Below are 13,191 nucleotides of genomic sequence, written 5' to 3'. Positions count from 1 at the left end.
CGCTCGTTTTCTGGAGAAAACCCGCCGGCCGATGCGGGTTTCAACCCCCGGGCCGGACCCGGGAGAGGGTGGTTAGGCCAAGGGAATCAGACCGTTTTGGTGGTCGTTTTGCCGGTTTTTTTGAGCAAGAACGTGATTTTGCTGGAACGAGGAGACGCAGCGACGCGCCCGGCCCAATGGTTCGCATTGGGGCCGGGGATGTCGAAGGCAGAAAGCGCCATCAAAAGGCCGCGCATCGAAAACTATCCCGTTCGGTGCCGGCTTTTACGCGGTTTACGTCTAGAGTCAATCGCAACAAGGCCGACCCGCCCGCCCTGTACAATGACGGCGGCACCAAGTACGAACGAGCATCGTCTGGCTCGTGGCGCCCGTCTGTGGCGCTTGCCGACATTTGACCCGTCGCCGGGTATTCAGAATCCGAATTTCGAAAGAGCAAGATGTCCAATTTCGAAGCTATTGTTCCCGCGCTGGCAAAGGCGCTGGAAAAACGCGGCTATGTCGAGCTGACGCCGGTGCAGAAGGCCGTTCTCGAGCTTGGCCAGGCCGATGCGCTGGTTTCGGCCCAGACCGGCTCCGGCAAGACCGTCGCCTTCGGTCTGGCTTTGGCGCCGACCCTTCTCGATGGCGCGGAGCGCTTTTCCCACGCGGCGGCACCCCTGGCGCTGGCCGTGGCGCCGACGCGGGAGCTGGCCCTGCAGGTAACGCGCGAGCTGGAATGGCTCTACGAACTGACCGGCGCCACGGTGGCGTCCTGCGTCGGCGGCATGGACATGCGCACCGAACGGCGCGCGCTGGAGCGCGGCGCCCATATCGTCGTGGGCACGCCCGGCCGCCTGCGCGACCACATCACCCGCAATTCGCTCGACATGTCGGCGCTCAAGGCAGTGGTGCTCGACGAGGCCGACGAGATGCTCGATCTCGGCTTTCGCGAGGATCTGGAATTCATCCTCGATGCCGCACCCGCCGATCGCCGCACGCTGATGTTTTCCGCGACCGTGCCGCGCTCCATCGCCACGCTGGCCAAGGGCTACCAGCGCGATGCTGTGCGCATCTCGGCCTCCGGCGAGGAAAAGCAGCATCTCGACATCGAATACCGGGCGCTGAGCGTCGCCCAGGCGGACCGCGAAAACGCCATCATCAACGTGCTGCGCTTTTACGAGGCCAAGAACGCGCTGGTGTTCTGCAACACGCGCGCCGCCGTGAACCATTTGACGGCGCGCTTCAACAATCGCAACTTTTCCGTCGTGGCGCTGTCCGGCGAGCTTAGCCAGAACGAGCGCAGCCACGCGCTACAGGCGATGCGCGACGGCCGCGCCAAGGTCTGCATCGCCACCGACGTCGCGGCACGCGGCATCGACCTGCCCAATCTCGAGCTGGTGATCCATGCCGACCTGCCGACCAACCCGGAAACGCTCCTGCACCGAAGCGGACGCACGGGTCGTGCGGGACGCAAGGGCGTCAGCGCGCTGATCGTGCCCAATAGTGCCCGCAGGCGCACCGAGCGGCTGCTGCAAAGTGCCGGCCTTGCGGCAACCTGGGCGAGCCCGCCGTCGGCCGACGACGTGATACGGCGCGACGACGAGCGCATTCTCGCTGATCCGGTCTTCAGCGAGCCTATGAAGGATGAGGAGCGCGGCTTCGTCGAGGCGCTTCTCGATCAGCACGGGCCCGAACAGGTTGCCGCCGCATTCGTGCGGATGTGCCGCTCCAGCCACTCGGCGCCGGAGGATCTTCTCGACGTGGCACCGTTCACGCCGTCGGGCGAAAAATTTGCGCGCCGGGACGAGGCACCGAGCCGCCGCGACGATTTCGGCGACAGCGTCTGGTTCTCGCTGTCGGTCGGACGCCGGCAGAATGCCGAGCCGCGCTGGCTGATCCCGATGCTGTGCCGGACAGGCGGCATTTCCAAGCGCGAGATCGGCGCCATCAAGATGCAGCCGGAGGAAACCTTCGTGCAGATCGCGGCGGACTGGGCCGAGCGTTTCCTCGCTGCGATCGGCCCCGACCGCAAGCTGCAGGGCAACATTGCGGTCAAGCGGCTGGACGGCACGCCGGATTTGTCGCGGGCCGGCTACCAGGAACCGCGGCCCGAAAAGAAGCCGCACCGCGGCAAGCGCACCTTCGATCAGAACACGCCCAAATTCGAGAAGCGCGCACCGGCCGACCAGCGCCCGGCATTCGAGGCGAAGCCCTGGGCCGGAAAACCGGCCAAGGCGAAGTTCGAAGGCGGACCTGCGAAACACAAGACATCGAAGAAACGGCCGGGGTAAATAGCCAGCACTCTCCATTTCCGCACGCCCCTTGCGGTCTGCCGGAACTTTGCACAGTCTGGGGCGGGGAAATGGGGGTGGGCAGGACATGCGCGGCGAAGTTCTTCATTACGACGAAGACCAGGGTTTCGGCTTCATCATCGGAGCCGACGGCAACCGCTACACTTTGGCGCGCGAAGATTTGCGCCGCGAAGCATCGGTTGCCGGAGGTACGACCGTCGAATTCCAGCCGGCTGGCGGACGGGCACGCGATGTTTTTTCGATCCGCGCCCAACCTGGCAGTGCGCCTGCCGACGCCTCCACTGCAACCGCCGCGCCATCTCAGGCCGGCAACGCGCCAGCGGCACGTCAGCCGCAACATTTCGGCCGTTCCGCTGAACAAAGTCCGGCCGAATCGGCCGGCCTGTGGAACTATTTCTGGCTGGGTCTGACCGAGAATTACTTCAACTTCGCCGGCCGTGCCTGCCGCAAGGAATATTGGGGCTATTGCCTGTTCTGGACGATCGCGCTGCTCGTGGTCATAGGCATCGGTGTCTTTATCGACGGCGCCATGGGCAATACCGCTGAACTGCCGGCAGTAGCGGTCGGCCTTTTCGGCCTCTTTCTGCTGGCGACAGCCCTGCCGTGGTTCGGGCTGAACGTGCGTCGCCTGCACGATATCGGCCTGACCGGCTGGCTCTTCCTGCTTTTCCTGATCCCGACCTTCGGCACCGTGATCATCCTGATCTTTGCGCTGATCCCGACCCAGCCGCGCGAAAACCAGTGGGGTCCGGTGCCAGTAGGTGTCAGGGTTTAGTACCTCCACGATTGGGTCGCCGGCCGCCACGCCTTCGTCATCCTAGGGCGGAGCGACGCGAAGCGGAGCGCAGACCCTGGGATCCATGCCGCGACATAAGCCGAGGAACGCAGCGGTTCAGAATGGCGCTCATATCCACCACGAAGAAGCACTCGGTTCTGGTCGGCCGAGCACTGCCGCCGGGTAACGGCATGGATCCTGGGGTCTGCGCCGCGTCGCTTCGCTCCTTGCTTCGCCCCAGGATGACGAAGGGGGAGATGTTTCGGCCAATCTCCAATTTAGGGCTTCCAAGATCGCGTCGAGGAACCAGCCGCGATCGCCAGCAGCGCCTCGCCGGATAACCTGAGAAAGACCTTCTGCTCGTGACGCTCGGCACCAAATTGGGCATAGAAGCGCAGCGCGCCTTCGTTGCAGTCCTCCGTGGTCAGATCGATACGGCCGATGCCTTCGCGCATGCAATTGCCGGCGAGGAATGCCATCAGCGCTCGACCGACACCGCCATCGCGGGCGGTATCGCGCACGAACAGGTCCTTGAGGAACAGCAGCCGCTCGAGATCGATGCCGGGATGCGCGATCGCAACCGAGGCCAGCCCGCAAACTTCGCCATCGACGAAGGCGAGCGCAAAATGCGGATAGGATGGGCTTTCGTCGCCAAGCCATTTCTGCGCCGCCGACAAAACCTGGCTGGCGTCGAGTGGCGGTTGCCGGTAATGCACCGCCATTTCGCAAAGCACGGTGGTGAGTGCCGCCGCATCCCCAGTCGTCGCCCAGCGGACGTCGACCGCCATAGGATCAGCCCAGGAACTTGGCGATGATCGCGCCGCCCATCTCAGCGGTGCCGACCTCGGTCATCCCCGGCGAATGAATATCCCTGGTGCGCAACCCCTGATCGAGCACGGCGGCGATCGCGCCTTCCAGCCGGTCGGCCTCTTCAACCATGCCGAAGGAATAGCGCATGCACATGGCGAAGGAGGCGATCATGGCGATCGGATTGGCGATGCCCTTGCCGGCGATGTCGGGCGCCGAGCCGTGCACCGGCTCGTAGAGCGCCTTGCGCTTTTTTGTCTTCGCATCCGGCGCGCCGAGCGAGGCCGACGGCAGCATGCCGATCGAGCCGGTCAGCATGGCGGCGATGTCGGACAGCATGTCGCCGAACAGATTGTCGGTGACGATGACGTCGAACTGCTTCGGCCAGCGCACCAGCTGCATGCCGCCAGCATCGGCCAACATGTGATCGAGCTTGACGTCGGCATACTTGGCCTTGTGCGTCTGGGTGACGACCTCGTTCCACAGCACGCCCGACTTCATCACGTTGCGCTTTTCCATCGAGGTGACGTGATTCTTGCGCGTGCGCGCCAATTCGAAGGCAACGCCCGAAATGCGCTCGATCTCGAACGTATCGTATATTTGGGTGTCGATGCCGCGCTTCTGGCCGTTGCCGAGGTCGATGATCTGCTTAGGCTCGCCGAAATAGACGCCGCCGGTGAGCTCGCGCACGATCAGGATATCGAGCCCCTCGACCACCTCCTGCTTCAGCGAGGAGGACGCCGCCAGCGCCGGATAGCAGATTGCCGGCCTGAGATTGGCAAACAGCTCCATGTCCTTGCGCAGCCGCAGCAGACCCGCCTCCGGGCGCACCTCGTAAGGCACGGCATCCCATTTCGGTCCGCCGACGGCGCCGAACAGCACCGCGTCCGACGCCATTGCCTTGGCCATGTCGGCATCGGAAATCGCCGCGCCATGCGCGTCATAGGCGCAGCCGCCGACAAGGCCCTCATCGGTGACGAAATCGCTGCCGAGCTTATCGTTCATGGCGGCGATCAATTTCTTCACCTCGGCCATCGCCTCGGGGCCGATACCGTCGCCGGCAAGCAGGAGAAGATTTTTCGAAGCCATGAGAACCGTTCCAATCGTTTAGCGCATGAACGCGGCCTTGCTAAAGGCCAAGCGGGTTCTGCGCAAGCCCGCGCTTTGCCGCCCGGTGTCGCTACCGGTGCGAAAGGATATTGACCAGCCTGCCGAACGGGTCGCATACGAAGAAGCGCCGCACGCCCCAGGGTTCGTCCGCCGGACCGTATTCGATGGCAAAGCCGGCCTTTCTCATGCTTTCAAGCGCGGCATCGACCTCGTCGACTTCGATAGAGATGTCCGGAACCGGCGTTCCTGATCCCCCTTCGGCCATGAAGCTGACCTGCACGGACATCGTCTCTTGCGAGCCGTAGGTAGCGATCCAGCCCATATCCATCTTGAGATCGAGGCCGAGCACATCCTGATAGAAGGGTTTTGCCGCCGCGATATCCTGCGTGTCTATGTTTGCAACGATGCGCCTGACCTTAACCATGGGCCGATCCTCGTGCTGACCGTGTCGTTGTCGCAACCGTGACAGGCATCAGGCTGTGCGCCGCAGCGCCGTCACCTCGATCTCGATCTTCATCTCCGGCTTGTTGAGCTGGCACACGATCATCGTTGCCGCCGGCCTGATCTCGCCAAAGGCCTCGCCGAGGATCGGGAACACCACATCCACGAAAGCCGCATCGGTGATATAGTAATGTGCCCGCACCACATCGGCCATCTCGAAGCCGCCGTCCCCGAGCGCCTTGGCGATCGTCGCCAGGCAATTGCGCGTTTGTGCCTCTACAGTCTCCGGCATCGACATGGTCGCATAATCGTAGCCGGTCGTTCCGGACACGAAACACCAGTCGCCCTGCACCACGGCGCGCGAATAGCCGGCGGTCTTCTCGAAGGGCGAACCGGTGGAGATCAGTTTTCGCATAGGTCCTCTTTTTTTGCAGCGTAGGCGGTTTGGCGAAAGCAGCGGTGACGGCCGATCTCCCCCCAAGCGGGGATGTCCGGGGCGCGCGAAGGATCGCGGCAGAACGATTTCTAATTCGCCGACCCCAGCGCCTTGTCCAGCGCTTCCTTGACGTCGGCCGGCCATGTACTCACCGCCGGCCACGCGTCCGGCTCGGGCTTGTCGCCGCGGCGGGCGAAATACAGCTTGTGCTTGACCGGGTCGACCGCCATGAAGCCGTCATTGCCACCGCAATCATGCGGCACGCAGCCGCTGGCAAAGAAGGCACACGACGCGGTTTTTTCCGTGCCGCCGCCGACCAGCAGGCTGGTCGCCATGTCGGGCATGTCCTTGCCGAGCAGCGTCTCGGCTAGCCTGTAGACGGCCTCGTTGTGAAAGGCATCAATGATGTTGTCGTATTTCGACGGATCGATGTCTTTCCAGTCGGTGCCCGGCTCCGGCATGTAGGTCAGATTACCGGACGTCGTCAGTCCGTCCGTCGGCGACCATTGCAGCGCCGGCTTGGAATCGCCCGGCAGCAGATAGGGTACGAAATAGACGGCGCTGTCGGAGATCGCGGCCGGCGGCGCGCCGCATTCATCCTGCTCGACCGTGGTCGTCTGGATCGCACCGCCCTCCGGCTTCCACACGATCACCTTGGCCGGGCCGCACTGGTTGCCGCCGTCGCCGACATCGACCAGCGCCACCTTGACGCCGCCGACCTCGACGATCTTGTCGAAGAAGACGTCGTAATTGCGCGCCAGTTCCTTGCCGTCGAAGGCGAGTACCCGTTCCCCGTATTCTTCCTCCTGGGTGATGGTCAGCTGGCCGCCCTCGAACGGGATCGGCGCCTGTTTGTCATTGTCGGCTAGGGCCGCATTGCTCAACGCGCCCTGGTCGGCGGCCCCGCCGGACGCATCGTCAGCCGGCACGAGCACCACGTCGGTCTGTGCATGCGCGCCTGCCACCGGCATCAGAATCCACGCCAGCGCGCAGGCCCCGGCAAGAAGCGAACGTGTCATGACTGTTCCCTCCGTTCAGCCGCCACGAACCCGGCCTGTCGCGGCCGGGTCATCGTACCGCTCAGGCCCAGGGGCGCTCAGCAGCGTTCTTCTTCTCGAACGAAGCGATGGCGCCGGCCTTCTCCATGGTCAGACCGATATCGTCGAGCCCGTTGAGCAGGCAGTGGCGCTTGAATTCGTCGAGGTCGAACTTGACCACGCCGCCGTCCGGCCCGCGAATTTCCTTGGCTTCGAGATCAACCGACAGCGTCGCGTTGGAACCGCGCGAGGCATCGTCCATCAGCTTCTCCAGGTCTTCCGCGCTGACGGTGATCGGCAAGATGCCGTTCTTGAAGCAGTTGTTGTAGAAAATGTCGGCGAACGAGGTCGAGATGACGCAGCGGATGCCGAAATCGAGCAGCGCCCACGGCGCATGTTCCCGGCTCGAACCGCAGCCGAAATTGTCGCCGGCGACCAGGATCTGCGCCTTGCGGTAGGCCGGCTTGTTGAGCACGAAGTCCGGGTTTTCCGAGCCGTCGTCCTTGTAACGCATTTCGGCGAACAGGCCGGTGCCGAGCCCGGTGCGCTTGATCGTCTTGAGATAATCCTTGGGGATGATCATGTCGGTGTCGACATTGACGATCGGCATCGGCGCGGCGACACCGGTGAGCTTGGTGAATTTTTCCATGGTTCTTGCCCGTCTTCTTCTCGTTGCGGGGAATTGCTGGCGCTCGGTTTACACAATGCCGCGGGCAAATAAAAGACGGCTGTTTTTGGACTTCCGTCGTCGATCGAAACACAAAATCGGTACAAAACAGCTTCAAAACCACCAGCCCATGGTGCACTTTTGTCGACATGACAACGCGATCCACGATCCTTTATGCCAGCGAACCGGGCCTCGGCATCGCCGAGTTCCGCCGCGTTCTGGTGGAATCCGGCCTCGGCGAGACACGGCCCGTCGATGATTATGCCCGTTTGAAGGCGATGCTCACGAGTGCCGACCTGGTGCTCACCGCGCGCATCGATGCACCGGGCAAGCCGCTGGTTGGTGTCGCTCGCGGCATCACCGATTTTTCCTGGGTCTGCTATATCTCCGAGCTCGCTGTTTCTGCATCGACGCAAGGGCTGGGTATCGGCAAGGGCCTGATGGATGAGGCACGCCGGCAACTCGGACCTTCCGTTGCCATCAGCCTGACATCCATGCCCGACGCCGTCGGCTTCTATGAGCGTATCGGCATGGAGCGCATGCCCAACGCATTCTGGTTCGGCCGCAAGCGCTGACGCCTGCCGCGGAGTTCTCAGATTACATTCAATTCCCGAAACGGCCGCCCGTCGGCGATCCGGCTGTACCCGAACGCCGAGCAATCCACCGTGCGATAGCCGCCATGCACGATCAGTTCGGCCAGCGCCTTGCCGACCGCCGGAGCCTGCTGCAAGCCGTGGCCGGAAAAACCGTTGGCGAAGAGGAAATTGCCGACCTCCGGGTGCGGGCCGATCACCGCGTTCTGGTCGAGCGTGTTGTAGTCGTAATGGCCGACCCAGGCGCGCGTCGGCTTGATCGCCTCGAAGGCCGGAATGCGGGTCGCCAGCACCGGCCAGATCACCTCTTCGAACAGCGGCCAGTCGGGGTCGAAGTCGGCGGGGTCGGCCGGTCCTTCGCCCTCTTCCGGCTCGGCGCCGCCGGTGATGTAGACCGAGCCCTCCGGCCGGACATAGATGCCGCTCGGGTCGACCAGCAGCGGCATGTCGTCATATTTTTCGCGCGCCTCGAAGACGAAGACATTGCGCTTGCGCGGCTCCACCGGCAACGCCAGCCCGGCCATTGCTGCCACCTTGCCGGCATTCGGCCCGGCGGCGTTAACGACGGTGCCGGCCTCGAGCCGCTCGCCATTGTCGAGGGTCACACCGGCGACGCGCTTCCCCTGCCGCTCGATACCGGTCACCGACGCTGTGATGAAATCGATGTTCTTGCTTCGCAGTGCCTTGCGGAACAGCATCAGCATCGCATGCGCGTCGAACCAGCCTTCGCCGCTGCGGCCATAGGCGCCGGCGGAAATGCCCTCGACCGACAGCCACGGAAAGCGGCGGACGAGCGCCTCGGCATCCTCGAGCACGATGTCGGCGCCCTCGGCCATCTGCGCCTCGTGGTTGGCCCGCAGGATCGGCAGCCCGTTCTCGCCGGCAAGGATGAGGTAGCCGCCTTCGCGAAAGCCGATATCGGCGTCCGCGCCAAACTCTTCCCTGAGCCGCCGGAACAGTTTCAGCGTGAATTGCGACAGCCGGATGTTTTCCGGGATCGAGAACTGCTGGCGGATGGAGGCGCAGGACAGCGTGGTCGCGGCGCGGGAAAATTGCGGGTCGCGCTCGACAAGCGCGATCGAGCCCGAAAACCCTTCCTCGCGCAGATAATAGGCGACCGAGGAGCCGACGATGGCTCCGCCGATGATGACGATGTCGTAATGCACCTTTTGGCCCTTCCGATCTGAACCGCCGAGTCACGCCGCCGGCAGGATGATTTCGAAGCGCGTGCCGCTCGCCGAGTCAACCAGCCGGATCGTGCCATCATGCGCTTTCAGGAGGGCCAGCACGATGCCGAGGCCCATGCCGGTGCCGCCGGAATCGCGGCGCGTGGTGAAGAACGGCTCGAAGATGCGGCCTCGGTTGCTGGGCGAAACGCCGGCGCCGTCGTCAGCGACCACGATGGTGGCCTTGCCGTCCGCTTTTGCGGCTGTGACCGATACCAGCGTCGCGCCGTGCCGCGCCGAATTGTCGATGAGATTGGCCAGCACGATCGCAGCGTTTTCGGCCGATATGCGCAGCCCGATCTCGGTGCCCGCCTCGACGCGCACCGCCAGCCTGTCGTCGGCCGGCAGCAGCGCCAGTGCAGCAGTGAGCGACGTGCTTTCGCCGCTCGGCTCGAGATTTTCGGCGCGCGCCAGGTCGAGCAGGCGGCGCACCAGCAGATTGAGCCGGCCGGCATCGGTGACGATATTGTCCGAAAAGCGCCGCCGCTCGGCCTCGTCCATCGCGCTGCCCGAATCGCGCAGCAGTTCGGCGGCCCCCTGGATCGCCGTCAGCGGCGATTTGAGCTCGTGCGAGACGTGGGTGGCAAAGGTCTGGATGCCGTCGGAGCGTGCGTGCAGCTTTTCGGCCATGTCGAGGAAAGCAGCAGAGAGTTCACCCATTTCGCGCGTGCCGTGGTGATCGAGCGGCCTGATCGCCGCGCGGTCGCCGGCGGCGATGCGTTTCGTGCGTTCCATCAGCGCATAGATCGGACGGCTGACGGCGCGCAGGAAGACCAGCCCGATCAGCAGCGCGCCGCCGAGGATGGTGATTGCCGCCAGCGCCACCTTGCCGCGCTCGCCATAGAGATGCTTGACGATGTTGTTCGGCGTCCGCGACAGATAGACGACGCCGGCGACCTTGCCGGAGACCGCAACCGGCATGGCGACAAAGACGCGAACCTTGGTGCCGCGGCTGACCGAATAGAGCGGCGGCGACGGCTGGTCGGGAACCCGCAGCCTGAGCGCGCTGGCGTAGCGGCCGGCAAGCGCTGCGCCAACCTCGTCGACAGCGGCGAGCGACAGGCCGGCCTCCTCACGGCCGGCGATGACCACGCCTCTGGGATCGAGCAGCCGGAAGCCGGCGAGCGTGGTCTTCTGCGTCTCGGCAAGAATGCCCGACAGGCGTGCGCCGATTGCCGCGAAGGCGGGATCGGCGCTGGCCGCGGTGGCCGCGGGCCGGGTCGGCAGGATCCTGTCGGACGCAAGATCGAGGCGCGGTTCGATTGGCTGGTAGGGAGAGGCCCGATCGCTGGTGTTGGGTGAAGGCACGGGTGCGCCGAGCTTTTCCGGGGCAAGGCCGGCCTCGCGAACCTCTTGCGCATAGATCGCGCCAAGGGCGGCGCCTTGGGCGATCAGCTCGGCCTCGGTCTGCCTGATCAGCTGGTTCTCGTAGAGCCGGAAGAAAAACAGGCCGGCCAGCGGCAGCGCCATCACCATGATCAGGATGGCGATGACGACCGTGGCGAGGCGAGGCCGCCATTTGCTGCCAATCAGTTCTTGGGCGCTCACGCGCCGCATCCGCCCAGCCGAAAACCGACGCCGTGCACGGTCTCGATCGCATCGACGCAGCCGACGGCCGCCAGCTTGGCGCGGATATTGCGGATATGGCTGTCGACGGTGCGGTCTGCGACATGGATATTGGCCGCATAGGCGTTGGCCATCACCATGTCGCGGCCAAGCACATACGCCGGCCGCGCCAAAAAGCCTTTAAGGATCGCGAATTCGATCGACGTCAGCGCCAGCGGCTTGCCGTCGAAGCTGGCTGTATGGCTTGCCGGAACCAGCAACAGTCTGCCATGCGAGAATTGCCGGTCGTCGGCTGGTTCCGGCGTGGGCCGCGCGCGGCGCAGGATGACGTTGACGCGGGCGACCAGCTCGCGCGGGCTGAACGGCTTGGTGACATAATCATCGCCGCCCATCTCCAGCCCGAGGACGCGGTCGATCTCTTCATCCCGCGCGGACAGGAACAGCACCGGCAGGTCGGATGTGTGGCGCAGCCGCCGGCACACTTCCAGCCCGTCCATTTCCGGCATGCCGATGTCGAGCACGACGAGATCGGGCGCATGGCGCTCTATCGCCTGCAAGGCAGCCGCGCCGTCCGGCACCGCCAGCGTTTTCATGCCGGCCTTTTCCAGCGCGAAGCAGATGATTTCGCGAATGTGCGGGTCGTCGTCGGCGACCAGTATGTGGTGCGGCATCAAATCAGCGGCCCGGCATGAAGGGTTCGGACATCGGAGGAACCACGAACGGGCCACGCCTGTCGAGGGCGCGGTTGAGCCGCCAGTCACGAAAGCTCCAGCCCCGCCAGCTTTCCTGGCCGGCGCGGAAGCGTGCTTCGTCCTGTGCATACCAGCCGGCGAGTTCGCGGATGGAGGCATCCTCCGCGGAAACCGTCCTGCTCTGGTGCTGGACGAAGCGATCGAGCGCCGGCAAGGCGCCGGGCCCGAGCGAGCGCAGGTACCAGACGTCGAGCTGGGTGCCTTGGCCGGTCATTTCGAAGCAATGGTCGACATTGTAGTTGGCAATCAGCGCGGCAAAGTTGATGAACGAGCAGGCATAGAGCGTCGCCGATAGCGTCAGAAGATTGGCGGCAAGCAGCCATTCGTTGGACTTTTCGCGCGCGATGCGGGCTATGATCAGGACAAGGCCCGCCGCCACCAGCCCCATCCAGACGAACGCAGCGACACGCCAATAGGTCAGCGCATAGATACCGATATAGAGATCGAGCCGCAGGATCGACGAGATCACCAGGAGGATGTTCTGCGCCACCCAGGCATAAACCAGCCGGCGGATGAGCGGATCGCCGGAGGTCGCACTTCCCGGCCGCAGCGCCGCCAGCACGAAGCCGGCGGCCAGCAGCGCCGTGACGATCAGCGGATAGGCGCCGCGATGCGCGTAGGCGGCATAGGTCAGCCCGTCGGGAAGCGCGATGCCGCCCCACAGATAGGTGGCGTCGAGTGCGCTCTGCACCGCGAACAGGATGTTGAAGACGACGAGCGCGCGGAGGATAGCGGCCTTGCCGAAGACGATGTCCTCGATGGTGGTCCTGGTGGCCGGCGTCGCCGGTGCGCTGGCTGGCGACACCCTGCGGCGGCGGAGAAAGCGCGGCAGCCGCGGCCGCAGAAAGGCCCAGACGCAGGCAAGCACGAACAGCCAGAAGCCGAGACGTGGCAGCTGGACGACGTCGAGCAGTGCCATCAGGTCGATCAGCGAGAACCAATATTCGATGACCGGATTGGCGGCGCCGAACAGCGCGAGGAACACTGCGCCGAGGCCCAGCGGCATGACCCAGACGGCGATCGCCGCAAGGCGCACGCGCCGCCGGCCAAGCCGCCGCGCCGCCGTGCGCCAGCGGAAGAAATCAAGGACGAGCCGAAATGGCGTTGCAAGCAGGAACAGCGAGAGTTGGCCGGCAATACGGGCAAGGCCGCGCCGCAACCGTCCGGCCAGTGAAAGCGCGAGGATGGCCGTCGCCGCCAGCGCGATCGAGACGGACAGTGCGCTGACATTTTCCACAAGCGGCAGCAGCGCCATAAACAGCGCAACCGGCTTGAACCAGAACCTGCCATCGTTGAAGACGTCGAGAGGATGGAGAGCCATGCTCGCCGCTGCAATCGCAACGCCGAACAGGAAAAGCGTGATGCCCGCCGGTTGGCCATAGAAGAAGAAATCGGCCAACGCGACGAGCAGGACGGCAACGCCGAAGCGGCTGCAATAGCTCGGCGCCGCCGAGAGGAATACTGTCATGATCGGGCTTTCTCGGCGGCTT

General features: G+C 64.4%; 14 protein-coding genes. 3 read left to right on the top strand and 11 right to left on the bottom strand.

All coding sequences use genetic code 11. The features are described 5' to 3' along the window. Positions 1-86: 86 nt before the first annotated feature. Positions 87-236 (bottom strand): hypothetical protein, encoded by a 150-nt coding sequence (locus NKI16_RS15740; protein WP_352450216.1) that lies wholly within the window; start codon positions 234-236, stop codon positions 87-89. A 201-nt stretch (positions 237-437) separates the two neighbouring features. Here NKI16_RS15740 and NKI16_RS15735 point away from each other — a divergent pair, with 201 nt between their 5' ends. Together NKI16_RS15735 and NKI16_RS15730 are read left to right on the top strand one after the other, a co-directional pair. Continuing rightward, positions 438-2,270: a DEAD/DEAH box helicase gene (locus tag NKI16_RS15735; RefSeq protein ID WP_352782315.1), complete on the top strand. Its 1,833-nt coding sequence runs from the start codon at positions 438-440 to the stop codon at positions 2,268-2,270. A gap of 88 nt (positions 2,271-2,358) precedes the next feature. Then, positions 2,359-3,066, top strand: coding sequence for a DUF805 domain-containing protein (locus NKI16_RS15730; RefSeq protein WP_352570048.1), 708 nt, complete (start codon positions 2,359-2,361; stop codon positions 3,064-3,066). A gap of 278 nt (positions 3,067-3,344) precedes the next feature. Here NKI16_RS15730 and NKI16_RS15725 read toward each other — a convergent pair whose 3' ends face one another. From NKI16_RS15725 to leuD, 6 genes are all read right to left on the bottom strand, one after another. Then, positions 3,345-3,854 carry a GNAT family N-acetyltransferase gene (locus tag NKI16_RS15725; RefSeq protein WP_352570049.1) on the bottom strand — a complete coding sequence of 170 codons (510 nt, stop codon included), beginning with the start codon at positions 3,852-3,854 and terminating at the stop codon, positions 3,345-3,347. A gap of 4 nt (positions 3,855-3,858) precedes the next feature. Further along, positions 3,859-4,962: a 3-isopropylmalate dehydrogenase gene (leuB, locus tag NKI16_RS15720; RefSeq protein ID WP_352782314.1), complete on the bottom strand. Its 1,104-nt coding sequence runs from the start codon at positions 4,960-4,962 to the stop codon at positions 3,859-3,861. Between the two features lie 91 nt (positions 4,963-5,053). Beyond that, positions 5,054-5,407: a VOC family protein gene (locus tag NKI16_RS15715; protein WP_352782312.1), complete on the bottom strand. Its 354-nt coding sequence runs from the start codon at positions 5,405-5,407 to the stop codon at positions 5,054-5,056. 48 nt (positions 5,408-5,455) lie between these two features. Then, positions 5,456-5,839, bottom strand: a complete 384-nt coding sequence (locus NKI16_RS15710) for a RidA family protein (protein WP_352470853.1) — start codon at positions 5,837-5,839, stop codon at positions 5,456-5,458. A gap of 110 nt (positions 5,840-5,949) precedes the next feature. Further along, positions 5,950-6,879 carry an Ivy family c-type lysozyme inhibitor gene (locus tag NKI16_RS15705; RefSeq protein WP_352782310.1) on the bottom strand — a complete coding sequence of 310 codons (930 nt, stop codon included), beginning with the start codon at positions 6,877-6,879 and terminating at the stop codon, positions 5,950-5,952. Between the two features lie 61 nt (positions 6,880-6,940). Further along, positions 6,941-7,546 (bottom strand): 3-isopropylmalate dehydratase small subunit, encoded by a 606-nt coding sequence (leuD, locus tag NKI16_RS15700; protein ID WP_352450224.1) that lies wholly within the window; start codon positions 7,544-7,546, stop codon positions 6,941-6,943. A gap of 167 nt (positions 7,547-7,713) precedes the next feature. Between leuD and NKI16_RS15695 the strand changes: the two genes are divergently transcribed. Beyond that, a complete protein-coding gene (locus NKI16_RS15695) occupies positions 7,714-8,139 on the top strand; it encodes a GNAT family N-acetyltransferase (protein ID WP_352782350.1) in 426 nt (141 codons plus the stop codon). A gap of 17 nt (positions 8,140-8,156) precedes the next feature. Here NKI16_RS15695 and NKI16_RS15690 read toward each other — a convergent pair whose 3' ends face one another. The 4 genes from NKI16_RS15690 to NKI16_RS15675 are packed head-to-tail and all read right to left on the bottom strand — an operon-like array spanning position 8,157 to position 13,169. Next, entirely contained in the window at positions 8,157-9,323 is a 1,167-nt protein-coding gene (locus NKI16_RS15690; protein WP_352450228.1) for an NAD(P)/FAD-dependent oxidoreductase, read from the bottom strand. A 30-nt stretch (positions 9,324-9,353) separates the two neighbouring features. Next, on the bottom strand, positions 9,354-10,940 hold the full coding sequence (locus NKI16_RS15685; RefSeq protein WP_352782307.1) for an ATP-binding protein: 1,587 nt from the start codon (positions 10,938-10,940) through the stop codon (positions 9,354-9,356). Further along, positions 10,928-11,620, bottom strand: coding sequence for a response regulator transcription factor (locus NKI16_RS15680; protein ID WP_352450230.1), 693 nt, complete (start codon positions 11,618-11,620; stop codon positions 10,928-10,930). Before NKI16_RS15680 ends, NKI16_RS15685 begins: the two co-directional genes overlap by 13 nt. Positions 11,621-11,624: 4 nt before the next feature. Continuing rightward, on the bottom strand, positions 11,625-13,169 hold the full coding sequence (locus NKI16_RS15675) for a DUF4153 domain-containing protein (protein ID WP_352594350.1): 1,545 nt from the start codon (positions 13,167-13,169) through the stop codon (positions 11,625-11,627). Positions 13,170-13,191 lie beyond the last annotated feature (22 nt).

Origin of the sequence: Mesorhizobium sp. M0698, assembly GCF_040320455.1 — a bacterium.
In the GTDB taxonomy this organism is placed as follows: Bacteria; Pseudomonadota; Alphaproteobacteria; order Rhizobiales; family Rhizobiaceae; genus Mesorhizobium.
This window is presented reverse-complemented; position numbering and strand designations above follow the sequence as displayed.